This window comes from Streptomyces lydicus (assembly GCF_000717345.1).
Taxonomy (GTDB): Bacteria; Actinomycetota; Actinomycetes; order Streptomycetales; family Streptomycetaceae; genus Streptomyces; species Streptomyces lydicus.
On the sequence record NZ_JNZA01000029.1, the window covers coordinates 56146 to 78304 of the forward strand.

At 72.9% G+C, this 22159-nt stretch carries 22 protein-coding genes and 1 tRNA gene; 11 read left to right on the top strand and 12 right to left on the bottom strand.

The annotated features are described in order from the left end of the window. Positions 1-161 precede the first annotated feature (161 nt). The 4 genes from OO62_RS25425 to OO62_RS25440 all read right to left on the bottom strand — a co-directional run bounded on the left by OO62_RS25425 (position 162) and on the right by OO62_RS25440 (position 6273). A complete protein-coding gene (locus OO62_RS25425) occupies positions 162-1460 on the bottom strand; it encodes an MFS transporter (protein WP_051733583.1) in 1299 nt (432 codons plus the stop codon). A 93-nt stretch (positions 1461-1553) separates the two neighbouring features. Beyond that, positions 1554-2747 (bottom strand): amidohydrolase family protein, encoded by a 1194-nt coding sequence (locus tag OO62_RS25430; protein ID WP_078617348.1) that lies wholly within the window; start codon positions 2745-2747, stop codon positions 1554-1556. After that, positions 2741-4141 carry a glutamine synthetase family protein gene (locus OO62_RS25435; RefSeq protein ID WP_033269892.1) on the bottom strand — a complete coding sequence of 467 codons (1401 nt, stop codon included), beginning with the start codon at positions 4139-4141 and terminating at the stop codon, positions 2741-2743. Before OO62_RS25435 ends, OO62_RS25430 begins: the two co-directional genes overlap by 7 nt. A gap of 71 nt (positions 4142-4212) precedes the next feature. Then, positions 4213-6273 carry a SpoIIE family protein phosphatase gene (locus tag OO62_RS25440; protein WP_033269893.1) on the bottom strand — a complete coding sequence of 687 codons (2061 nt, stop codon included), beginning with the start codon at positions 6271-6273 and terminating at the stop codon, positions 4213-4215. Positions 6274-6481: 208 nt separating this feature from the next. Between OO62_RS25440 and OO62_RS25445 the strand changes: the two genes are divergently transcribed. The 6 genes from OO62_RS25445 to OO62_RS25470 all read left to right on the top strand — a co-directional run bounded on the left by OO62_RS25445 (position 6482) and on the right by OO62_RS25470 (position 11016). Then, a complete protein-coding gene (locus tag OO62_RS25445; RefSeq protein ID WP_033269894.1) occupies positions 6482-7357 on the top strand; it encodes a TetR/AcrR family transcriptional regulator in 876 nt (291 codons plus the stop codon). A 49-nt stretch (positions 7358-7406) separates the two neighbouring features. After that, complete coding sequence (locus OO62_RS25450) at positions 7407-8294, top strand: beta-keto acid cleavage family enzyme (RefSeq protein ID WP_033269895.1); 888 nt, start codon at positions 7407-7409, stop codon at positions 8292-8294. A 50-nt stretch (positions 8295-8344) separates the two neighbouring features. Then, positions 8345-9328 carry a 3-hydroxyacyl-CoA dehydrogenase NAD-binding domain-containing protein gene (locus tag OO62_RS25455; protein WP_033269896.1) on the top strand — a complete coding sequence of 328 codons (984 nt, stop codon included), beginning with the start codon at positions 8345-8347 and terminating at the stop codon, positions 9326-9328. Then, positions 9325-9789, top strand: a complete 465-nt coding sequence (locus tag OO62_RS25460; RefSeq protein ID WP_033269897.1) for a thioesterase family protein — start codon at positions 9325-9327, stop codon at positions 9787-9789. The genes OO62_RS25455 and OO62_RS25460 overlap by 4 nt, the downstream gene beginning before the upstream one ends. Positions 9790-9958: 169 nt before the next feature. Continuing rightward, a complete protein-coding gene (locus OO62_RS25465; protein WP_033269926.1) occupies positions 9959-10291 on the top strand; it encodes a DUF427 domain-containing protein in 333 nt (110 codons plus the stop codon). Positions 10292-10347: 56 nt separating this feature from the next. Next, a complete protein-coding gene (locus tag OO62_RS25470; RefSeq protein WP_078617349.1) occupies positions 10348-11016 on the top strand; it encodes a DUF309 domain-containing protein in 669 nt (222 codons plus the stop codon). A 7-nt stretch (positions 11017-11023) separates the two neighbouring features. Here the strand turns inward: OO62_RS25470 and OO62_RS25475 are convergent, their stop codons facing one another. After that, the gene (locus OO62_RS25475; protein ID WP_228332578.1) at positions 11024-12157 is read right to left on the bottom strand and encodes an IS630 family transposase; all 1134 of its coding nucleotides are present in this window, start codon (positions 12155-12157) and stop codon (positions 11024-11026) included. 163 nt (positions 12158-12320) lie between these two features. Here OO62_RS25475 and OO62_RS25480 point away from each other — a divergent pair, with 163 nt between their 5' ends. Further along, positions 12321-12935, top strand: coding sequence for a DUF2975 domain-containing protein (locus OO62_RS25480; protein WP_033269899.1), 615 nt, complete (start codon positions 12321-12323; stop codon positions 12933-12935). After that, the gene (locus OO62_RS25485; RefSeq protein WP_033269900.1) at positions 12935-13159 is read left to right on the top strand and encodes a helix-turn-helix domain-containing protein; all 225 of its coding nucleotides are present in this window, start codon (positions 12935-12937) and stop codon (positions 13157-13159) included. The genes OO62_RS25480 and OO62_RS25485 overlap by 1 nt, the downstream gene beginning before the upstream one ends. Before the next feature lie 142 nt (positions 13160-13301). Here OO62_RS25485 and OO62_RS25490 read toward each other — a convergent pair whose 3' ends face one another. The 6 genes from OO62_RS25490 to OO62_RS25515 all read right to left on the bottom strand — a co-directional run bounded on the left by OO62_RS25490 (position 13302) and on the right by OO62_RS25515 (position 18824). After that, positions 13302-14465: a D-alanyl-D-alanine carboxypeptidase family protein gene (locus OO62_RS25490; protein ID WP_033269901.1), complete on the bottom strand. Its 1164-nt coding sequence runs from the start codon at positions 14463-14465 to the stop codon at positions 13302-13304. Positions 14466-14727: 262 nt separating this feature from the next. After that, positions 14728-15936 (bottom strand): cytochrome P450 family protein, encoded by a 1209-nt coding sequence (locus OO62_RS25495; RefSeq protein WP_033269902.1) that lies wholly within the window; start codon positions 15934-15936, stop codon positions 14728-14730. 157 nt (positions 15937-16093) lie between these two features. Further along, positions 16094-17314, bottom strand: coding sequence for an MAB_1171c family putative transporter (locus OO62_RS25500; protein ID WP_033269903.1), 1221 nt, complete (start codon positions 17312-17314; stop codon positions 16094-16096). Further along, positions 17307-17921, bottom strand: coding sequence for a hypothetical protein (locus tag OO62_RS25505; protein ID WP_228332690.1), 615 nt, complete (start codon positions 17919-17921; stop codon positions 17307-17309). The genes OO62_RS25500 and OO62_RS25505 overlap by 8 nt, the downstream gene beginning before the upstream one ends. 79 nt (positions 17922-18000) lie before the next feature. Continuing rightward, entirely contained in the window at positions 18001-18489 is a 489-nt protein-coding gene (locus tag OO62_RS25510) for a helix-turn-helix domain-containing protein (RefSeq protein ID WP_051733586.1), read from the bottom strand. A 258-nt stretch (positions 18490-18747) separates the two neighbouring features. After that, positions 18748-18824: transfer RNA gene (locus OO62_RS25515), tRNA-Pro, on the bottom strand. A gap of 185 nt (positions 18825-19009) precedes the next feature. On the opposite strand from OO62_RS25515, the gene OO62_RS25520 reads away from it, so the two are divergent. From OO62_RS25520 to OO62_RS25530, 3 genes are all read left to right on the top strand, one after another. Further along, on the top strand, positions 19010-19303 hold the full coding sequence (locus OO62_RS25520) for a YiaA/YiaB family inner membrane protein (protein WP_051733587.1): 294 nt from the start codon (positions 19010-19012) through the stop codon (positions 19301-19303). Positions 19304-19383: 80 nt separating this feature from the next. Next, entirely contained in the window at positions 19384-20136 is a 753-nt protein-coding gene (locus OO62_RS25525; protein ID WP_033269904.1) for a transketolase, read from the top strand. 37 nt (positions 20137-20173) lie between these two features. Continuing rightward, entirely contained in the window at positions 20174-21088 is a 915-nt protein-coding gene (locus OO62_RS25530; RefSeq protein WP_033269905.1) for a transketolase family protein, read from the top strand. A 72-nt stretch (positions 21089-21160) separates the two neighbouring features. Here OO62_RS25530 and OO62_RS25535 read toward each other — a convergent pair whose 3' ends face one another. Further along, complete coding sequence (locus OO62_RS25535) at positions 21161-22084, bottom strand: alpha/beta fold hydrolase (protein ID WP_033269906.1); 924 nt, start codon at positions 22082-22084, stop codon at positions 21161-21163. Between the last annotated feature and the right edge of the window lie 75 nt (positions 22085-22159).

Genomic DNA, 22159 nt, shown 5'->3' on the forward strand with positions numbered 1-22159 from the left:
CCTCCTGGTCCGTCAGCGCTGCGGATCGCGGGCGTCGCAGCGGACGTTGGCGACGACGACCGAGGCCGGGGCGGTGACCACCACGACACAGACCAGGCCACGCCCCCACCCACCTCCACAGAGACGACGAGGCCCGGCGAACGCCCCGCCCTCCCCCTCCCTCAGGGCTGCGGGTCGCGGGCGTCGTAACGGGCGAAGGCGCGGCGGCCGAGGCCCAGGGCGGTGACCACCAGGACGCAGGCCAGGCCGCCGCCGACCACTGCGGTGGCCGGGGAGGTCAGGTCGGCGGCCGAGCCGGCGAGGAAGTCGCCCAGGCGGGGTCCGCCCGCCACCACGACGATGAAGACGCCCTGGAGCCGCCCGCGCATGGCGTCCGGCGTGGCGGCCTGGAGCATGGTGCTGCGGAACACCATCGAGACGGTGTCCGCGCAGCCGGCCACGGCCAGGAAGACCAGCCCGAGCCACAGGTGCCGGGAGAGCCCGAAGCAGGCGATGGCGGCGCCCCAGGAGGCCACCGCGATGAGGATCGCCAGGCCGTGCCGGCGGATCCCGCCGAGCCAGCCGGAGAACAGCCCGCCGAGGACCGCGCCGACGGCGGGCGCGGCGACGAGCAGCCCGACGGTCTTGGCGTCCCCGGCGAACCAGAGCACCGCGATGGCGGGGAACAGGGCACGCGGCTGGGCCAGCACCATCGCCGCCAGGTCGGAGAAGAACGTCATCCGCAGGTTGGGGCGGGTGGCGAGGAACCGCAGCCCGTCGAGCACGGAGGCGCGGCGCCGCGGCCCGTCCGCCTGCTCGGGGCGCATCGACGGCAGGCGCCACATCGCGTAGAGGGAGCCGCTGAAGGCCACCACGTCGATCAGGTAGGCGGCCTGGTAGCCCCACAGCCCGACGATGACCCCGCCCAGCATCGGGCCGCCCATCAGACCGAGGTTGCTGGTCAGGGAGTTGAGGGCGTTGGCGGCCGGCAGCTGCTCGGTCGGCAGCAGCCGGGGGATCATCGACGAGCGGGCCGGGGAGTTCATCGCGAAGCACACGGCCTGGAGGGCGACGACGGTGTAGAGCAGCCAGACCCGGTGGTAGCCGGCCAGCGCCGCGCCGGCCAGCGTGACGGACATCGCGGTCGCGCCCGCGGCGCTGGCCAGGCCCAGCTTGCGGCGGTCGACGGTGTCGGCGATGGCGCCGCCGTAGAGCCCGAAGACGACCAGCGGGACCAGCGAGCACAGGCCCACCAAACCGACCGCGAAGGTGGACCGGGTGATGGCGTACACCTGCAGGGAGACCGCGAGCGCGGTCATCTGCTGGCCCATCCAGGAGATGGTGTTGCCGCACCACAGGCGGCGGTAGTCCGGCGAGGTGCGCAGCGGGGTCAGATCGGCGAATATCCGGGAACGCAGGGGCTTTTCGCGCTTTTCCGGTCGTGCCTGCGAGGTGTCGCCGGAGGTCGTTGTAGGGGCCACGCGGCGCAGTAAAGCACGGGGCCGGCCCGCACCGGACGGCAGGGCGGGAAGAGGTGCCCGCGCCGGGTGCCCCTTACACGGCGGACCGTCGGGTCAGCCCTCGCCTGCCGGGGCGCCGGTCGCCGGGAGCCGGTAGACCCGGCGGGCGTTCTCCGCGGCGATCATCGCGCCGACCCGCCGGGCGTCCGCCTCGGACCATGCGCCGCTCGCCGTCCACTCCCCCAGGACGCCGGTCAGCGCGGTGCGGAAGAGCGCGGCGCCGACCGTGTACAGCTCGGGGAGGCCGTAGGCGTCGGTGGAGAAGAGCAGCTTGCCGAAGGGCGCCAGTTCCAGGAATTCGGCGAGCACGGCGGTGGCGCGCGGGCCGGTGTGGGTGAGGGTCAGCCCGACGTCGGCATAGACGTGCGGGAAGACGCTCGCCAGGTAGGCGGCCTGACGGTGGTACGGGTAGCAGTGCAGCAGTACCAGGTCGGTGCCGGTGCCGGCGGTGGTCCGGGCGAGGCCGGTCAGCAGCGCCGGGTCGGCGTGGTCGAGCCGCAGATCGGGGTCGCCGAATCCGGTGTGGAGCTGGAGCGGGCGGCCGGTGGCGACGGCCAGCGCGATGAGGTGGCGCAGCAGCACGGGATCGGTGAGGCGGGGGGCGCCCGCGGCCAGCCAGCCGCGGGCGGCGTCCCGTACCGCGTCGTCCGCGGGCGGGGTGGGGTCGAGCGCCAGCCCGTGGCGGTACGCGGCGACGGACTTGAACGCGACGGCCGTGCGGGCGGCGTGCGCGACGGCCCCCGCGAGGGCCTCGGTGAACTCCCCGGCGTCGCCCGCCCCCGCCCCGCGTCCCCCGGCCGCCCGGAAGCCGGCCGCGGTGCGCTCGGCCAGCGTCTCCAGCCGGACCACCTCGTGCCCGGTGCCGCCGCCGGCCGCGGCCGTCTCGCCGGGCCCCGTCAGGTCGCCGGGCAGGCCGGTGTCCAGGAGGTACGCGCCGATGCCGGCGGCGCGCAGCAGGCGGCGCCGGGTCTCGTCGGGGCCCAGTGCGCGGCGGCGCGCCAGATAGTCCTCGGGCGGGCAGTGCGCGGGCAGGTCGAGCAGCGGCGGGCACCAGCGGCGCACGGCGAACCCGGTCTGGGTGTCGAAGAAGCTGGTGCCGGCCGCGGGTGGCCGGTCCGATTCGGTGAGGTACGAGGCGAACGTCCCGGCATCCGGTTCGTGCCGGAGCACGCCATGGCAGTGGTGGTCCACCAGTGGTGGCAGGCCGTCGTCGGGGCCGGCCACCCGGCCGTCCGCGGGCCTCACCAACGCCAGCGGGTGGCGGCGGCGATGTCCTCGGCCTCACTCCCGGCGAAGTGCGCCTCCTCCGCGCGCCGGACCGCGAGCACCGCGCCGTGCAGCACCCCGCCCATCGCCTCGTACAGCGGCGCCGACTTCTCCAGGCGGTCGGTGGCCTCCGTGAGGGTCGCGGGCAGCCGGACGATGCCGCGCCGGGCCCGCTCGCGGACGCCGAGGACGCCGGGGTCACCGGTCTGGGGCTCGGGCAGCTGGGTGGCGCACTCGATGCCGTGCAGTCCGGCGGCGATCACCGCACCGACGGCGAGGTACGGGTTGGCGGCCGCGTCGAAGGTCTTGACCTCGGCGTGGCCGCCGTCGGGGTCGTCGGGCGCGCCGGTGATCAGGCGCAGCGCCGCCTCGCGGTTCTCCACGCCCCAGCACTGGTAGACCCCGGCCCAGCGGGAGGGCTGCAGCCGCAGGTAACTGGCGGGCGAGGGGCAGCCGATGGCGAGCAGGGCGGGCAGCGCGTTCAGGACGCCGCCGAGGAAGGACACCGCGTCGGGCGCCAGGCCCCAGGCCGCCTCGGGGGTCCGGTGCAGGCTCGTGCCGTCGCGGTACAGGCCGAGGTGGAGGTGGCAGCCGTTGCCGACCTGCCCGGCGACGAACGAGGGGGCGAAGGAGGCGCGCAGCCCGTGCCGGGCCGAGATCGCGCGGACGGTCTCGCGGACCAGCACCACGTCGTCGGCGGCGCGCACCGGATCGCCCGGTGCGGTGGTGACCTCGAACTGGCCGGGCGCGTACTCGGGGTGGAGCTGGAGGACCTCGATGCCCTGGACGGTCAGCGCCTCGGTGACGTCGCGGAGGTAGTCGGAGAGTTCGACGACCCGGGTCATGCCGTACGCGGGCCCCGCACAGGGGTAGTCGAGCGTCTCGTACGCGTCGGCCGCCGCCGGGTGGTGGCCCTCGGGGGCGCGGGTGACGATCCACTCGGTTTCAAAGCCCATCCGCAGCTCCAGGCCGGCCTCGGCGGCCCGTTCCGTCATCCGCCGGGCGAACTGCCGCTGGCAGGCGGGGTGCGGCGCTCCGAGCTGGTCGTAGCGGTCGGCCGGCGCCCAGGCCCAGCCGGGCTGGCCGGCGAGGGCGGTGAGACGGTCCAGGGCGGGGAAGAGCCGCAGGTCGCCGTCGGGTCCGCCGAGGTGGTCGGATTCGGTGATGGCGTCGTCGGAGGTGAAGACGTCGAAGACCGGCGACATCCCGACGCCGCGCGCGGCGGCTTCCGGGAGCCGCTGGGCCGGGACGGTCTTGACCCGGGCGACACCCGCGTTGTCCACCCAGGTCAACGCCACGTTCCGTACGCCTTCCGCCTCCAGTCGCGCCGCCGACTGGCGGGCTTCCTCGCGCTGTTCCGCAGCCCGCGATGCCATAGAGCCGTCCTCACTCGACCGCGCCGATCCCTCGGCGTCCGTTCCCCCGCTGCTTGCCGGCACCTTCCCGGTCAGGGGCAGTTGAACTCGCACCATACGCACTTTCCGCCGCCGCGCGGCTCCACACCCCAGACATCCGCGAGACGGTCCACGAGGAGCAGTCCCCGCCCCGAGACGCCGGCCTCGCCCGGTTCGCGGCGTCGCGGCAGGCTGCTGGAGTGGTCCTCCACCTCCAGCCGCAACCGTCGCTCGACGCTGTGCGGCATCCGGATGTTGACCACCGCCTCGCCGTCGGTGTGCAGCAGCGCGTTGGTGATCAGCTCGTCGGCGACCAGCTCGATCTCCTCGGAACGTTCGGCCGCGCCCCAGGCGCGCACCGCGGCCCGGATCATGTGCCGGGCCGCGGAGAGCCCTTCGGGGTCGGCGGGCGCGATGTGCTGCCGGAAGCGCCCCACGGTGTCGTGCTCGGGGGCGCCGAGGCGGCGCATCAGCAGCAGCGCCATGTCGTCGTCGCCGGCGCGGTCCGCCCCGCAGAGCCGGTCGGCGAGCTGCTGGACGTCCTGCGGGCCGTCGCGGACCTCGCGGGCCAACTGCCGCATTCCGTCGTCGAGATCGATGCCGGGCCGCTCGACGATCCCGTCGGTGCACAGCAGCAGGGTGTCGCCGGGGGCGAGCTGGACGGTGGTGACGGGGTAGTCGAGCCGCCGGAATTCGGAGGAGATGCCGAGCGGCAGCCCGCCGGCCACCGGCAGCCGCCGGCAGAGGCCCTCGGCGTGCCGCAGCAGCGGGTCCACATGGCCGGCCCGCACGATCCGGGCCGCGCCGGTGGTCAGGTCCGCGTCCACATAGATGCAGGTGGCGAAGCGCTCGGTCTCCAGTTCGTTGAGGAAGGCGGAGGCCCGGCCCATGACGGTGGCGGGGCTGTGCCCCTCGGCGGCGTAGGCGCGCAGCACGATCCGTAGTTGGCCCATCAGCGCCGCGGCCTGGGTGTCGTGCCCCTGGACGTCGCCGATGACGGCGGCGACCCGGCCGTTGGGCAGGGGGATGACGTCGTACCAGTCGCCGCCGATGTCGCGGCCCATCCGGGCGGAGCGGTAGCGGACGGCGATCTGGGCGCCGGGGACGCCGGGGATCCTGCGCGGCAGCATCGCCTGCTGGAGTTCGGCGGCGAGGTCGTGCTCCTGGTCGTAGAGCATGGCGCGGGCCAGGCTCTGCGCGATGCTGCTGCCGAGCGCCAGCAGGACGTTGCGCTCCTGGTCCCCGAAGGAGCTCTCGCGCTCGAAGAACAGGCCGATCACGCCGATCGGGCGGCCCTGGGCGATCAGCGGCAGATACGCGGCGGAGTTGACGTTCAGCGGCTCGATGGCGTGCCACAGCCGCGGGTAGTTGTTCCGGAACTGGGCGCGGCTGTGCACATAGCGCGGGGTGAGGGTGCGGACCACCTCACTCATCGGGAATTCGTCGCCGACCCGGGTGTACTCCAGGTCGGGGACGAAGCTGCCCGCCTTGCCCTCGGAGACCAGCCGGATGCGGCCGGCCTCGACGAGGCCGAGGATGATGTTCTCCGCGCCCAGCCGGCTCAGCCCCTGTTCGTCGGCGAGCACCGCGATCACTTCGCGGACCGTTCTGGCGTGCGCCAGGGCCGCGGTGGTCCGCTCGACGACGCTGGTGTGCCGGCGGCGCTCCTCATCGACCGCGAGCCGCTCGGCCGCATGGGTGTATTCGTGGCTGGCGTCGCGGACCACGCCGATGATCCGGCGGGGCCGGCCGGAGCGGTCGCGGCGGATGCTGCCCTGCGTGTGCGTCCAGCGCAGCCCGCCGTCGCGCAGCCGTACCCGGAAGTAGGCGCCGTAGGAGTCGCTGCCGTCCTTGAGCGCGCGGGCCACCAGGGCGTCCAGGCGGGACGCCTCGTGAGCCGGGACGCGGGTGTTGAGCGTCTCGGGCCGGTCGTCGTACTCGGACGGGGGCAGGTCGAAGACCTCGAGGGCGGGCGGGTCCATGTGCATCAGCCCGCTGTCGAGGTCCCAGTCGAAGCCGCCCATGCCGTTGAGGGCCAGCGTCAGGTCCGGGTGGGCGGGCCAGTCGTCCGGCACCGACACGGTGGGCCGCTTGGCTCCCCGGCGGTCAGCCATGTCGTCACTTTGCCACATTCGCCGGATTCGCGGCGGGTGGACGACGTCCCCGAACGCTCCGGCCGCCCCACCCGCACCGAACCTGACTCACGCATCAGCAACCCTCATCACGCCACCCACTCAACCGGGAAACAACAGGACTTTCCCCCCTCTGGTCTCCCTCCACACCATTGCGATGTTCTCAACGCTCCTGTTACGGTCCCGGACCATGAAGGACGCCCCCGCAGAGGACTCCGGAGCCCGGATCACCGACGAGGCCGGAGACGTCACCGGCCGTGTCCGGCAGGTGATCACCCGGCTCGGCTGCAGCCAGCGCGAGTTCGCCCGCCGGATCGTCATGGACCCCTCGAAACTGTCCAGGTCACTCGGCGGTACCCGGCGCTTCGCACTGGCCGAGATCGTGCGCATCGCCGACATCGGCGGGGTCGACACCGGCTGGCTGCTGGGCGCCCCTGAGCGGCCGACGGCGGCGGCACCCGGCCGCGAGCCGGCGGCCGTCCCCGAGGGCGGGCGCCCCCTGCAGATCGTCCGGGAGACCGTGCGGCTGATCGCCGAGCACGGCTTCCACGGCGTACGGGTCGCCGACATCGCGGCGGCCTGCGGCACCAGCCCCGCCGCCGTGCACTACCACTTCCCCGGCCGCGACGAACTGCTGGAAGCGGCCGTGCGCTGGTGCATGGACGAGGACACCGCCCGGCGCGCCGCGGGCCTGGCCGAGGCCCCCGACGCCCGCGCGGAGCTGCTGCACCTGATCGCGCTGCAGACCCCGCGCAGCGAACAGCAGAGGCGTCAGTGGCTGGTGTGGCTCGACCTGTGGGCGCAGGCCGCCCGCTCCACCGCCGTGGGACAACTGCACGAGCACTACTACCGGCAGTGGCGCGCCACCGTCGCCGACGTCTTGCGGCGCGGCATCGACCAGGGCGTCTTCCGCCCCGTCGATCCGGAGTTCACCGCGCTGCGGCTCACCGCGCTGATCGACGGCCTGGCCACCCAGGTGCTCGCCACCGCACCGGACAGCACCGGACCGGACACGATGCACGCCGCGCTGCTGGCCTTCGTGGCGAGCGAACTCACCGCCGCCTGAGGGCCTGCCGCCCCTCTTCCGCCCCGCCACCCCGACCGAAGGGACCCCCGTGAACCACGAGGTCATCATCACCTGCGCGCTGACCGGCGCCGGGGACACCGTCCGCCGCTCCCCGCACGTCCCCGTGACGCCGGAGCAGATCGCCGCTTCCGCCGTCGAAGCGGCCGCCGCGGGCGCCGCCGTGGTGCACATCCACGTACGCGACCCCGAGACCGGCGACCCCTCCCGCGACCCGCGGCTCTACGCGGAGGTCGTCGACCGCATCAAGCAGACCGGCATCGACGTCGTCATCAACCTCACCGCCGGCATGGGCGGCGACCTGGTGATCGACCCGGACCGCCCGCTCCGGCAGCTGCCCGGTACGGACCTGGTCGGCGGCCTGGAGCGGCTCCCGCACGTCGAGGAGCTGCTCCCCGACATCTGCACCCTGGACTGCGGCTCGCTCAATTTCGGCGACGGCTCCAACCTCTACGTGTCCACGCCCGACATGCTGCGGGCCGGCGCCCGGCGCATCCAGGAGCTGGGCGTACGGCCGGAGTTGGAGATCTTCGACACCGGCCAGCTGTGGTTCGCCAAGCAGCTGCTGGCCGAGGGCCTGCTGGACGACCCGACGGTCTTCCAGCTCTGCATGGGCATCCCCTGGGGCGCCCCGGCCGACCCCGGCGTCCTCCAGTCGATGGTGAACGTGCTCCCCGAGGGAGCCCAGTGGGCCAGCTTCGCGCTCGGCCGGATGCAGATGCCCTGGGTGGCCCAGTCGATCCTGCTCGGCGGCAACGTCCGCGTCGGCCTGGAGGACAACCTCTACCTGAGCCGGGGCGTCAAGGCCACCAACGGCCAGCTCGTCGAGCGCGCCGTGCAGATCACCGAGCTGCTGGGCGCGACGGTCGCCACCCCCGACCAGGCGCGCGCCCGCCTCGGCATCGCGCCCCGCGGCTGACCCGGCCGCTCCTCCCCGTTCCGCCCCTCCCCACCACCTGGAGCCGCACCGTGCCCGACGCCATATCAGCCCCCCGCTCCCCCGAGGACGTCCGCCGCGTCGCCTGTATCGGCGCCGGAGTGATCGGCGGCGGCTGGGCGGCGCACTTCCTCGCCCGTGGTTACGACGTCACCGCCTGGGACCCGGCCCCCGACGCCGAGGACCGGCTCCGGCGCCTGGTGGCGGCCGCCTGGCCCGCGCTGGAGCAGATCGGCCTGGCCGAGGGCGCCTCCCAGGACCGGCTCACCGTCGCCCCCACCCTCGCCGCGGCCGTCGCCGACGCCGACTTCGTGCAGGAAAGTGCCCCGGAGAAGCTGGAGTTGAAGCGCTCGCTGCTCGCCGAGCTGGCCGCCGCGGCCCCGCCCGGAGTGGTGATCGCCTCCTCCACCTCCGGCTACCCGATGACCGACATACAGACCGCGGCCGACGACTCCGCGGCCGGCGCGGGCCGCCTGGTCGTCGGTCACCCTTTCAATCCGCCCTACCTCATCCCCCTCGTCGAGGTCGTCGGCGGCGAGCGGACCGACCGCGAGGCCGTCGAGTGGGCCGCCCGCTTCTACGACGTGGCGGGCAAGTCGGTCATCACCATGGACCGCGAGCTGCCCGGCTTCATCGCCAACCGCCTCCAGGAAGCCCTGTGGCGCGAGGCGCTGCACATGGTCGCCAACGGTGAGGCATCGGTCGAGGACATCGACGCCTCGATCACCGAAGGGCCCGGCCTGCGCTGGGCGTTCATGGGTCCGTGTCTGACCTTCGCGCTCGCCGGGGGCGAGGGCGGCATGGCCCATATGCTCGACCACTTCGGGCCGTCCCTGAAGTCGCCGTGGACCCGCCTGGAGGCGCCCGAGCTGGACCGCGCGCTGCGCGACGCGATGGTCGACGGCTGCGCGGCGGCGGCCGGCGAGCGCACCTACGCGGATCTGGTCGCCGAGCGCGACCAGGGCGTCATCGACGTCCTGCGGGCCACCGGCCGACCGGGGGGCACCGCCCGATGAGCACTCCCCCTCCCCTGCCGCTGTTCCGGCAGACCGTCCGCGACGAGTGGATCGACTACAACGGCCACCTCAGCGAGGGCTACTACGTCCTGCTCTTCGGCTTCGCGACCGATGCGCTGATGGACGAGGCCGGCCTCGACGCCGGCTACCGCGAGGCGTCCGGCTGCTCCCTCTACACGGTCGAGGCCCACGTCCGCTACCTCCGCGAGGTCGCCCGCGGCAGCGACCTCACCGTCCGCACGGCCGTACTGGGCGCCGACGGCAAGAAGCTCCGGCTGCTGCACGAGATGTTCGTGGGCGAGCCGTCCGGCGAACCGGTGGCGACGGAGGAGCTGTTCCTGCTGCACGTCGACCAGTCGGCGGGACGGTCGGCCCCCCTGCCGGCGGCCGCCCACGAGCGGCTCACCGCGCTGCTCGCGCCGGCCCCGGAGTGGGCGGGGCGGGGCATCCGGGAGGTGTGACCGCCCTCCGGGGCTCCGGTGGGCCGGGAGGCGTGGCCGGAGCCCCTCGGGTGGGACGCCGGAAGCGGAATAGCAGCGGCCGGGGAACCGCTGACACAGGACAGCTGGCTCCGTACGCGTGACACCGAACCGCCCGTCCGACACCGCCCACCGGGGAGAGAGCACCGACATGAACGCCGCCCGAGGTCACCACATCGAGATCAAGCAGGGCACCGACCGCATCCGGGTCCACCACGACGGCGTGCCGCTGGCCGACAGCCGGCGGCCGCTGCTGCTCTTCGAGACCGGCTGTCCGGTCCGCTACTACCTGCCGCCCGAGGACGTCCGCACCGACCTCCTCGCCTCGTCCGACACCCACACCGTCTGCCCCTTCAAGGGCACCGCCTCCTACTGGTCGCTCCCCGACGGTCCCAAGGACATCGCCTGGGCCTACCCGGAGCCGCACGCCGAGGTGGCGCAGATCAAGGATCATTTCTGCTTCTACGACGTGGAGCTGGACTGACCGCCGACCGCACGGCCCCTGGGGGCGCACCCGCCCCCAGGGCGCACAATCGAAGCGTGAACAACGCGCAGCGAGCCCACGACGAACCCGGCCGGCCCCTGGCACGCGAGGAGGGCGGTGACCCGGCCTGCTGGCTGGACCAGGTCTGCGACGCCTGCGGACGGATCCGCGAGCGGCCCGGCAGCGAGGTCTGCGAGCACTGCGGAGCGGTGGCGGGCGAGAGCGCCCCCGCCCGCCGCCGGGACCGCGACGAGCAGGGACGGGCCCGCAACGCCCGCCCGCGCGACGGGCTCGGCCGCCCGCTGCCGTACGGCGCCCCAGGCGTCGCCCGGCAGCCCGAGGGCGTGCCCCGCACGCCCGCGGAGTCGCTGACCGAGGCGCAGCGGCTGCTCGACGCCGGGATGCCGTTCCACGCCCATGAGGTCCTGGAGGACGCCTGGAAGACGGCGCCGGAGACGGAGCGCGAGCTGTGGCGGGGACTCGCCCAGCTCGCGGTGGGCCTCACCCATGCGGCACGGGGCAATGCCGTAGGGGGAGCGACGCTGCTCGACCGGGGCGCGGTGGCCGTCGAGGCGTACGCGGACGCCGCCCCGCACGGGATCGACATCGCCGGGCTGCTGGTCTGGGCCCGGGAGCTGAGCGGCCGCCTGACCGGCCCGGAGGCCGCGGCGGCGCCCGTGGCGGCGGCGGACACCGCGCCCCGGCTCCGGACCGCCGCCGACTAGTGCCGCATCAGGCAACGTTCGCCCTGTTCACGACCTCGCGGAGCCGTTCGTCGGTGGCGTGCTTGTTCCGCCAGATGATGTAGCGGCGGATCATGCTTCCCTGCTTTTTGTGGCTGGTGTGGTCGGTGCCGTCCAGGGTGAAGTAGCGCAGGGCGGTGAACTGGGCCTCGATGCGGTTCAGCCAGGAGCGGTTGGTCGGGGTATAGGCGAACTCAACGTTGTTGGCCTCGGCCCAGTCGCCGACCCGGGTGTCCTTCTTCGTGGTCAGGTGCGGGGAGAAGTTGTCGAGCACGATGGCGATGCGGGTCGTCGGCGGGTAGAGGCTGCGCAGGTAGCGGCAGAACTCCAAGAACCTCGTCCGGGTCTTCTTCGGCTTGATGTGGCCGTAGAGCTTGTCCCGGGCCAGGTCGTAGGCGGCGAACAGGTGCCGGACCCCGTGCGGGCGGGTGTAGGTCGCTCGCCTGCGGGGCCTCGGTTCCCGGTCGGGGTCCTGGTGCTTCCCTCCACGCTCGGCCCATTGCCTCCCGGGGTGGGGCTGGAGGTTGAGCGGACCGAACTCGTCCAGGCATAAGACGACTTCAGGATCACCCACCTCGGGTACGGCCTCACCGTCGGCAATCGCGTAGAGGTGCTCGACGCGGGCCTTCTTGGCTGCATAGTCCGGGTCGCGGGAGGTCTTCCAGGTCTTCACGCGTTGAAACGAGACGCACTCCTCGCGGAGCAGGACCCGAAGGCCCTCGTGGCTGATGTCGTCGACCACCCCCTCGGCGACCAGGAAGGCAGCCGGCTTGGCCAGACTCCAGGTCGAGAACGGCAGGCCGTGCTCGACCGGCCTGGACCTGGCGATTTTCTTGATCTCCCGGCGTTCCGGGAGAGTGAAGGTCTTGGGCCGGCCGCCCTTGTACTTCGGGTAGAGCGCCCCGAAGCCGTCGGCATTGATGTTGTGGAGCACGTCCCGGACCCGGTCCACGCTGGTGAACGCCACCTCGGCGATCTTCGCCACGGGCCGGCCCTGCGCGGACAACAGCACCATCTGGGCCCGCCGCCAAGTCACCACCGACCCGGTGCCTCTCCGGACGATCCGCAGCAGTCGCCGTCCCTCGTCGTCCTCGATCTCGCGAACGCGTACTCGCTCTGCCACCCGCACAGCCTGGCAACACCATGCTGGCCGGACCAGCGCCCAGATGGCACGTCACACCACGACAGAGGCTTCCAAGTGGGGCGTTGCCCACCTTGACAGCATCATATTGCTTATCGATAGCATCGAATAACGATATGACGCCGCCTGAGTGGGAGGGATTCACGTGCTCGACGCATCGACCTGGTGGTCGCGGGTCAACAATCATGTGCTGGAGTCGGCGCTGGGACTGGCGTTGCTGCTGGTGGGCCTGTTCAAGGTCTTACTGCCGGTCCTCGGGGTTGTCGGCCCGCTCGCGCTCGCGAGCACCACCCGCACGGTCGGCATTGACGCCGACGTGCCCCTACCCGACACGACGGCTTCCGGGGCGGTGACACTGCGGGCGGCCGGCCGGGCCGAGCTGGTCTTCCACAGCCCGGGCTTCGGGGATCGGCTGCTGCTGATCCTGCCCGGTCTGGTCGGCGCGGTCCTGCTGCTCGTGATCTTCGATGTCCTCATCCGCCTGGCCCGCACCTTTCACGCAGGGGACTTCTTCGTCCCGAGGAACGCGCGCCGCCTGCTCGTCGTCTCCGGGCTGGTTTTCCTGATCGGCACGCTCCCCCCTGCTCTGGACGTTCTGACCACGCATCTCCTGGTCGACGGCACGCCGGTGGGGCAGGTCGTCCACACCCCTTACTCCCTCGACATGGTGGCGGTGTTCGGGGCCTTGCTGACCGCAGCGGCGGCTGCAGCGTTCCGTCAGGGTGCGCGTCTGCGCGAGGACGTAGAGGGCTTGGTCTGATGCCGCCGGAGGACCCGCACGAGATCCGCTGTCACCTTGACCGGCTTCTGGCCGACCGCAGCATGACCCTGGCTGAGCTCGCCGATCGCGTCGGAGTGACGGTTGCGAACCTGTCGATCCTGAAGAACGACCGTGCCAAGGCGATCCGCTTCAGCACTTTGAGCGCGATCTGCCGCGAGCTCCACTGCCAACCCGCAGACGTCCTCACATTCGGCACCCAGTGAGGACAAGCGGCGCGTCACGAAGCGACAGGGCAAAGGCTCTCTGACGCGGCACTAGGCCGCACCTTGGATCATGCCGGGCGTCGCGGGCCCGGCACGATCCAAAGACCCGGCCAGGCCGAAAGTCACCCGTCGGACGAGCCGGCTAGCCGGCTCGTCCCCTCCCGCCGTCGTGACGGGACCGCCGCCACCGGGCGAGCAGGGCGCCCAGCGCCAGGACCGCGGCCCCGGCGCCGCCCGCCCCGAGGACGAGGGCGGGGCGGGACGGAGCACCGTCGCCGGCCTCCGGCCCGGTGGCCCGGGCGGCCACGGGGCGGGCCGGGCCGCCCAGGTAGGCGGCGCGCACGGCGTGCAGGGTGCCCACCGGCTGGCTGCTGCCGGCCGTGCCGAAGCCCCAGTCCAGCAGCGCCGCCGCCTCCTTGTAGACCGCGTTGGCCGCGTTCGACTGCGGGTTGAGGACGGTGACCAGCAGCGTACGGCCGTTCCGGCGGGCGGCCGCGATCAGCGTGTTGCCGGCCTTGGTGGTGTAGCCGTTCTTGACGCCGATGATGCCGGGGTAGCGGGCCAGCCCGTGCGAGCCCGCCAGCAGGCGGTTGGTGTTCTCGATCCGGGTGGGCCCGGCGGCGCCGGGGAACGTGGCGCGGGTGGTGCCGCAGTAGCGGGCGAACTCCTCATTGGCGAGCCCGGCCCGGGCGAACACGGTCAGGTCGTAGGCGGAGGACACCTGGCCTGGCGCGTCATAACCGTCGGGGGACTTCACGGTGGTGTCGCGGGCGCCGAGCTTGTGGGCGGTCTGCTGCATCTCGCGGGCGGTGGCCTGCCAGCCGCCGTTCATCGCCGCCAGCACGTGCACCGCGTCGTTGCCGGAGCGAAGGAAGACCCCGCGCCAGAGGTCGGCGACGGTGTAGCGGCGGCCCTGCTGGATGCCGACGACGCTGCTGCCGGCCCCGATGCCCGCGAGGTCCGCGGAGCTGACCTGCCGGATCGCGCCCGCCGAGAACTTCGGCAGGACGGTGACCGCGAACAGCGTCTTGAGGGTGCTGGCCGGGGCGAGCTTGCGGTGCGGGTTCCTGGCCGCGAGCACGCTGCCGGTCTCCGCGTCGGCCACCATCCAGGACAGCGCGGAGAGCCCGCCGGGCAGCGACGGTATGCCGGGAGCTGCGACGTCCCGGGTTCCGGCGGCGGCCACGGCGGGCTGACGGGCCGTTCGCCCGTTCGCGGCGGCCGGTATGGAGGTCAGCGACACCCCCATGACGGCGATCAGGGCCGTCGCGGCCGCCTTCTTGGACACACGTGCCTGAGATGCCATGCCGTCACGCTAAGGAGAGCGGCCCCCGCGCGCAGCGCAGTTGGGCCATCCGGGCCACGGCGGCGCGTCGTGCCCGGCGCGTCATGCTCCGCGTGTCGCCGCGGCGCGCCGTGATCGAGGGCACCACCGCGGCGTGTCGCGTCTGCAACGACTGCAAAGAAAGGCCCGTCCGGTGCGACGGGGGATGCACACCGGACGGGCTCAGGAACCTTTCTACCGCATGAGCGAACAGTTACGCCTCAAAAATTTGTTCGTTTGTCGATTACCAAGCGACGGGGAGCGAAATCAGGCCACGTGCACGCAGTGCCCGGCGGTGCCGCAACTCGTCCCGCGGAACGGCCAGTCGCAGCCCCGGGAAGCGGTCGAGGAGCGCCTCCAGTGCGGTGACCGCCTCCATGCGCGCCAGCGGGGCACCGAGGCAGCGGTGGATGCCGTGCCCCAGGGCGAGATGACCGGAGAGCTCCCGGCCGCGGTCCAGCGTGTCGGGGTCCGGGAAGCGGGCGGCGTCACGGTTCGCGGACGCGATCGACAGCAGCACGCTCTCCCCCGCCGGGATCCGTACGCCCCCGATCTCCACGTCCTCCGTGGGGAAGCGGCGGATCGCCAGCGGCGAGGGACCGTCGTAGCGGAGGAACTCCTCGACCGCGGCCGGCAGTTCGGCCGGATTGTGCCGCAACGCTCGGAGCTGGTCCGGGTGGTCGAGCAGGGTGAGCACGGCGTTGCCGATGAGGTGGACGGTGTTCTCGTATCCGGCGAAGAGGATGAGGAACGCGAGGGAGGTCAGCTCGTCCTCGGTCAGCCGGTCGCCGTCCGCGTCGCGCACCGCGATCAGGTCCGAGAGCAGATCGTCGGCCGGCTCCGCGCGCTTGGCCGCGATCAGCCCGGTGTAGAACTCCAGCATCGCCCCGACCGCCTGCTTCATCAGCTCCGGCCGCGCCGGATCCGGCGTGATCAGCGCGTCCGACCAGGCCAGGAAGTCGCGGCGGTCATGGTGCGGGATGCCGAGCAGATCGCAGATCACGGTGATCGGCAGCGGCCCCGCGTAGTCCGCGATCAGGTCGGCGCTGCCGTGCCGCGCCATGGCGTCCAGCAGCTCGTCGGCGACCCGCCGTACGGGCTCGCGCAGCGCCTCCACCCGCCCCGGGGTGAACGCCTTGACCACCAGGCGGCGGACGCGGGTGTGGTCCGGCGGGTCCATGTTGAGCAGGTTGGCGTCCAGGGCCGGCGGGAGCGCGAAGCCGCGGTAGCCACCGGGTGTGGCGTTCCGCTTGTCCAGGGAGAACCGGGGGTCGGCGAGCGCGCTGCGGACGTCGTCGTAGCGGGTGACCAGCCAGGCGGGGTTCCCGTCGGTGCCGTTGATCCGGTGCACCGGGCCGGCCTCGCGCAGCGCGGCGTACGCGGGGTACGGATCGTCGAGCAGGGGGGTGAGATCGATGGGGGCGTCGGGGCCGGTCTCGGCGGTGTTCTGCATGATCCCGACTGTAGGACGCGGGCGCCCGGCCCCCGTCCGTCGTGCGCCATCCGGCACCACCGGCGAGGGCGGCGTCGGTCCGCGCGGACCGACGCCGCCTCCGTCGTGCCGGGCGGCCCGGACCCCCGTGCCGGGCCACCCCGTCTGTGGTTGCTCCTCAGCCCCGCGCCATCGAACTCCGCTGGCGCAGCTCGGTGAGCACGGTATCGATCAGCGGCGAGTGGTAGACATCCGCGACCAGCGCCAAGTGCTCGTATTCCGCGGCGAGTTCGGCCGGGGCCGAGCCCGTGGCGACCACCACGCTCTCGGCGGCGAGGGCGGGGACGTGGCCCACCGCGCGGTTCTCCAGCCCGCGGCGCAGCGCGGCGGCCTCGGCGACGGCCGCCAGCTGCCGCTCGTCGAGCGCCACCGCACGGGCCCGCTCGCGGGCGATGTCGACGGCGTCGGACTCCACGTGCCGGCGGATGCCGCGCTGGACGTCCCGTATCTCGGCCATCTGACGGTTGGCCCGCCACTCCAGGTCGGCGAACGGCCAGCGCACGGACCAGGACGCGGACTCGATCGTGACCTCGGGGGCCTGCGCGGTGACGGTGCGCCAGAGCGGCGAGAGCCGGCGCAGCCGGCGCCAGGCGGCGACCCGAGGGCCGGCCGCCGGCAGCGCGAATCCGCCGAGGACCAGCAGCGCCGCGACCGAGGCGCTGAGCGGTGCCACCCCGTTGGAGAGCCACAGCGCGGGGTGGCCCGTCCAGGACAGTACGAAGCCGACGACCTTGCAGGCGCAGTAGACGAGGCCGAGCCAGCAGCCGGCGGCCAGCACCCGCAGACCGCGCGCCAGATACGTGCCACCGAGCCGTGCGGCGTAGCGGGGGCAGAGCGCCCCGAGGCCCGCGAGGCTCGATCCGAAAATGGCCAGATACAGCACCAGGAAGAGCATGACACCGGGTGAGTCGGTGTAGGCGGTGCTGAAGTCACGGGGGTGCTCGACGGCGTCCGGCCGGCCGAGCGCGAAGCCGGTGACCGCCACCGCCCACAGCGCGGCCACCCCGGCGACCGCGGCGCGCGCCCTGGGCCGCGCGCGGGCCCGCGCCGCCGCGCCCTCGCCCGCCGTCCAGCGCAGCAGCAGCACCAGCGCGCCCGCGGCGAAGACCACGACGGAGGAGTAGAGGAAGACCATGGCCAGGTTGGCCACGCCGACCAGCCGGTCGAAGGCGCGGTAGAGGCTCGGCGCGGAGAACAGGAAGACCGTCGCGACACCGCCGGTCATCACACAGGCCAGCCCCAGGTCCGCGTTGCTGCGGTCGCGGAACCACGCGACGGACTTGTACCCGACGATCGCCCAGGCGGCCAGACCGAAGGACAGATAGAAGACGTCAAACACGCGGGCCCCCGTCCCCGGCCAGGTCCTGCCCCTCGCGTCCGTGGGCGGGGCCTCCGTCGGCGGGGTGTCCCTGCCCCCGCCGGATGTGCTGCAGCGCGGGCCCGAGCGCCGCCGCCAGCTCGGCCGCCTGCCCCTCCAGGGGGAGTTCGCGCTCGGCTGCCGAGGGGGCCACCCGTTCCATCAGCAGGGTGCCGAGCACCTCGGTCTCCCGCTCGGCGAGGTTGTCGTAACCGTGGTGCCGGGCGAAGCCCATGGTCAGCCCCATCCGCTGCATGGCGGTGGTGACGTCGACGGACGGCGTCCAGATCTTCAGCGCGTCCTCGGTGACGGCCGGGTCCTGGCCGTGCCCGAGCAGCAGATGACCGATTTCGTGCAGCACGATGTGGGCCTGGTGCCAGGGCGAGGTCCGCAGCTCGTAGAAGATCCAGTAGGCGTCGTCGGTGACGGCGGTCATGCCCGAGACCACCCCGCCCAGACTCATCGGCACCAGATGGACGGGCCGCCCCACCCGGGCGCCGACGATGTCGCACATTCCGCGCAGATCGGTCGCGGCAGGCAGCTGAAGTTCCTTGATGAGCCGCTTGCACCGCCTGCGTATCTGCCCCACTCGCATGCTCGTTCCGTCCTCGTGTCCGGTCCGCTGCCAGGTGACGAAGAGCTGGTCGCGCTCAGCGGTCCGTATCGGGTCACTCACCGCGCCGGTCACCCCCCTGTTCCGGCGGATCGGCCGGCAGATTCATCTGCTGCCGGAACTGGGAAATGATCGTCGTCAGGCTGTCCTGCACCTCCGGCGGCAGCCCGACGGAGCGCAGCGCGATCGCCCTGACCCGCTGGTCCCGCATCGCGGCGAGGAAGCGGACCTCCTCCTCCACCCGCGCGGCCTGCGGCTGCGAGAGGTCCCCCAGCAGGTAACCCACCGGCACCGCGAAGAACTTGGCCAGCGCGCGCAGCAGTTCCGGACTCGGGTTCGCCCGCTTCCCGTTCCGCAGCATCGACAGGTACTGCTCGGTGACCTTGACCCCGCCGTACGTCTCCGCCCCGTCGCTGATCTCCTCGGCCACGAAGGCGTTGGTGTACGGCGCGCCGGGCGGATGCATGTTCGCGAAGAGGTGGTTGAGCCGCTCCGCGAGCACACTGCCCGCACCCTTGGACCGGCCGTCGCCCCCCACGCCCATCCCCCGTCTCCCCCATCGATCAAGCCCAACGAACAGTTAAGGCCCCCGCCACTGCGTTCTTATCCTGACATGCAACGCACGCGCCGCACCAGTCCACTTACGGACAGTGAGGAGTCCCGGGCTTAACCAAGGGTTGAGTGGCGGGCCGACGGCGAGGCACCCGAAGACAGGAAGGGGGATACCGGCGAAGAAGCGGCAGCACAACGGAAAAGGCCGCCTCCTCTTTCGAGAAGACGGCCTCCGACCTGCGAAAGTCGCTGGTCGGGACGACAGGATTTGAACCTGCGACCCCTTGACCCCCAGTCAAGTGCGCTACCAAGCTGCGCCACGTCCCGGTGCTCGTGCCGGCCGGAATGTTCCGGCTGACCGCGCACGAGAACGATACCGCATGTCAGAGGGTGGGTGCTGCCATATTCGGGCGTCCCGGCGCGGGCGTGCGGGTGACGGGTGAGTGGCGGCCGGCCGGAGGATGAGTACCCGTACTCATGCGCCGGTGTCACCGCGCGGCCACGCTACGCGCATGAGTACTCCATCGATTCAGCGGCCGACGACGACGGCCTTCTTCGCGCAGGCCGCGATCTCGTTCGGGCTGTCACTGGTAGCGCTGATGATCGGGATCATCAAGCTTCCGGTGGGGCCGTGGGAGCGCGGGTTCCTCGCTCTCGGCCTGGTCTTCGTGGTGTCGTCGGCGTTCACGCTGGCCAAGTGCGTACGCGACCGGCAGGAGGTGGCGGAGGTGACGAACCGGGTGGACAAGGCGCGGATCGACAAGCTCCTCATCGAGCAGGACGTCTTCAAGCCGGGACAGCTCTGATTCCGGCCGCCGGGCCGCGGACCTCCGGGTCCCGGCCCGGCACTTGACCTCAAGTGCGATTGAGGTTGCACTCTCGGGGCATGACGAACACGACGACGGAAGCGACGCCCCCGGCACAGGCGTCCGACGGGCCGGGCGCGACCGCGGACCGGCGGCCGCACTTCGCCGAACTGCCCGGGCTGATGAGCCTGATGACGGGCGATGAGAAGCACGGCCCGGCCGCCACCTCCACGCTCGACGCCCTGTGGGTCCTCTACGACCGGGTGCTGCGGGTCTCGCCGGAGACGGTGACGGACCCCGAGCGGGACCGCTTCCTGCTCTCCAAGGGGCACGGCCCGATGGCCTACTACGCGGTGCTGGCCGCCAAGGGCTTCTTCCCGGTCGACCGGCTGCCGGGCTTCGGCTCGTACGACTCGCCGCTCGGCCACCACCCCGACCGGCTGCTGGTGCCCGGCGCCGAGATCGGCAGCGGCTCGCTGGGCCACGGACTGCCGCTGGCCGTCGGTACCGCGCTCGGGCTGCGGGCCCTGGGCCGCACCGGACCGGCCGTATGGGTGCTGATCGGCGACGCCGAGCTGGACGAGGGCAGCAATCACGAGGCACTGGCCTACGCGGGCGCCGCGGGCCTGGACCGGCTGCACACCGTGGTCATCGACAACTCCTCCGCCACCCACGGCTGGCACGGCGGGATCGCCTCCCGCTTCGAGGCCGCGGGCTGGTCCGCGGCCACCGTCGACGGCCGGGACCACGAGGCGCTGTACGCGGCGTTCGGCGCGCCGCACCCGGGCCGTCCGCACGCGGTCGTCGCCCGCGTCGAGCCCAAGAACGCCTGAACTTCCGCCCGGCCAATACTTCGAGAGGGTTTCAGTGATGGACACCATGCGTGAGCGCTTCGCCTCGGTCACCTCACGGCTGCTGGACGAGGATCCGCGGCTGGCGGTCGTGCTCGCCGACATCGGCGTGGACGGTTTCGCCGCGGCGGCCCGGCGGCATCCGGACCGGGTGGTGAACGTCGGCATCCGCGAGCAGCTGCTCATAGGGGTGGGCGGCGGGCTGGCGCTCACCGGGCTGCGGCCGATCGTGCACACCTTCGCCAGCTTTCTGGTGGAGCGCCCCTTCGAGCAGGTGAAGCTGGACTTCGGCCACCAGGGCGTGGGCGGGGTGCTGGTGAGTGCCGGCGCCTCCTACGACTGGCCGAGTGGCGGCTTCACCCACATGGCGCCGGGCGATGTGGCGCTGCTGGACACCCTCGACGACTGGACCGTGCATGTGCCCGGGCACCCGGACGAGGCCGAGGCCCTGCTGCGGCACGCCGCGGCGGCCGGTGACGACCGGGTCTACGTGCGGCTGTCGGTGCAGACCAACGGTGCCCCACGGGCGGTGGACGGGGCGCGCTTCCTGCGGCTGCGGGAGGGGCGCGGCGGGGTGGTCGTCGCCGTCGGCCCCCTGCTGGACAACGTGCTCGCCGCGACCGAGGGCACGGACGTGACCGTGCTGTACGCGACGACCGTACGGCCCTTCGACGGCGAGGCGTTGCGCGCGGCGACCGGCGCGGCGGACACCTCGGACGTGGTGATCGTGGAGCCGTATCTGGCGGGCACCTCGACGCGCTCCGCCAACGACGCGCTGGCGGACCGCCCGCACCGGGTGCTGGGGCTCGGCGTCGGACGCCGGGAGCTGCGGCGGTACGGGCAGCTCGACGAGCACCTGGCGGCGCACGGCCTGGACCCGCGCGGGCTGCGCGAGCGGATCGCCGGATTCCTGACCGCACCCGCCCGGGCGTAGGCGGGGCGCCGGCAGCGGGGGTGCCCGGGACCGGCCGCGCCGGGAGCCCGGGCGCGGCCGCCGGCGGCCCGGTCAGACGTGCTTGTCGAGCCAGGCCAGCAGGTCCTCCTGGACCTCGTCGCGGTTGGTCTCGTAGAGGATCTCGTGGCGGGCGTCCGGATAGGCCCGCCAGGTCAGCTCCCGGGCCCCCAGGTAGCGGAAGTCCTCCAGGAGTTCATGAATCAGGGTCATCCCCTGGTGACAGGGGTCCAGCTCGCCGACTGCGAGGTGGACCGGCAGTCCGCGCGGGATGCGGGCGAGGTTCTCCGGATCGTTGATCTTGCGGATGGCGCGTACCCAGTCCAGGGCGAGGCCCGCGCTGAACGGGAAGCCGCAGTCCTCGTCGGCGACGTACGCGTCCACCTCGGCCGCGTCGCGGGACAGCCACTCGTAGCCGGTGCGGTGCGGGAAGGCGTCGTTGAAGGAGCTGAAGGTGCGCGGGATGAAGGAGGACGGCGCGGTGCGGCCGTGCTCGGCGCTCTCCTGCTCCAGGTCGGCGACGGCGGACTCGATGTCCAGCCCGGGCAGGGTGCGGAAGGTGCCGCTGAGGATCAGTCCGGCCAGGTCGGCGCCGTACTCCTGGGCGTAGTCACGGGCCAGCATCGAGCCCATGCTGTGGCCGAGCAGGACCAGCGGGACGCCGGGGTGGGCGGCGGCCGCGTGGTTGCCGATGCCCTTCAGGTCGCTGACGATCGCCCGCCAGGCGTCCTCGCCGACCACGCCGCGGCCGCCGGTGGAGGGGGCGGTGGCGCCGTGCCCCCGGTGGTCGGAGGCGATCACGCCGTAGCCGTGACCGGCGAGGAAGCGGGCGAAGCGGTCATAGCGCCTGCCGTGCTCGGCGGCGCCGTGGGCGATCTGGACGAGGGCGCGCGGAAGGCCGGACTCGGGGAGCCAGGTGTAGGTGGCGATCCGTGCGCCGTCCGGAGCCTGGTGGAAGTCCTGCTGCAGGGCCTGCATGGCGTCGTCTCCTGACTGCCGGGGCGGTGGCTGACGCGGGGTCGGCGTCCACTCTTCCGCTCCGGAGGGCGGTGC

What these genes read in the sequence shown, in the direction of transcription:
- OO62_RS25435 (WP_033269892.1), bottom strand. Translation starts at nt 4,141, where the DNA reads ATGGCATCGCGGGCTGCGGAACAGCGCGAGGAAGCCCGCCAGTCGGCG.
- OO62_RS25440 (WP_033269893.1), bottom strand. Translation starts at nt 6,273, where the DNA reads ATGGCTGACCGCCGGGGAGCCAAGCGGCCCACCGTGTCGGTGCCGGAC.
- OO62_RS25445 (WP_033269894.1), top strand. Translation starts at nt 6,482, where the DNA reads ATGAAGGACGCCCCCGCAGAGGACTCCGGAGCCCGGATCACCGACGAG.
- OO62_RS25460 (WP_033269897.1), top strand. Translation starts at nt 9,325, where the DNA reads ATGAGCACTCCCCCTCCCCTGCCGCTGTTCCGGCAGACCGTCCGCGAC.
- OO62_RS25465 (WP_033269926.1), top strand. Translation starts at nt 9,959, where the DNA reads ATGAACGCCGCCCGAGGTCACCACATCGAGATCAAGCAGGGCACCGAC.
- OO62_RS25485 (WP_033269900.1), top strand. Translation starts at nt 12,935, where the DNA reads ATGCCGCCGGAGGACCCGCACGAGATCCGCTGTCACCTTGACCGGCTT.
- OO62_RS25490 (WP_033269901.1), bottom strand. Translation starts at nt 14,465, where the DNA reads ATGGCATCTCAGGCACGTGTGTCCAAGAAGGCGGCCGCGACGGCCCTG.
- OO62_RS25495 (WP_033269902.1), bottom strand. Translation starts at nt 15,936, where the DNA reads ATGCAGAACACCGCCGAGACCGGCCCCGACGCCCCCATCGATCTCACC.
- OO62_RS25510 (WP_051733586.1), bottom strand. Translation starts at nt 18,489, where the DNA reads ATGGGCGTGGGGGGCGACGGCCGGTCCAAGGGTGCGGGCAGTGTGCTC.
- OO62_RS25520 (WP_051733587.1), top strand. Translation starts at nt 19,010, where the DNA reads ATGAGTACTCCATCGATTCAGCGGCCGACGACGACGGCCTTCTTCGCG.
- OO62_RS25525 (WP_033269904.1), top strand. Translation starts at nt 19,384, where the DNA reads ATGACGAACACGACGACGGAAGCGACGCCCCCGGCACAGGCGTCCGAC.
- OO62_RS25530 (WP_033269905.1), top strand. Translation starts at nt 20,174, where the DNA reads ATGGACACCATGCGTGAGCGCTTCGCCTCGGTCACCTCACGGCTGCTG.
- OO62_RS25535 (WP_033269906.1), bottom strand. Translation starts at nt 22,084, where the DNA reads ATGCAGGCCCTGCAGCAGGACTTCCACCAGGCTCCGGACGGCGCACGG.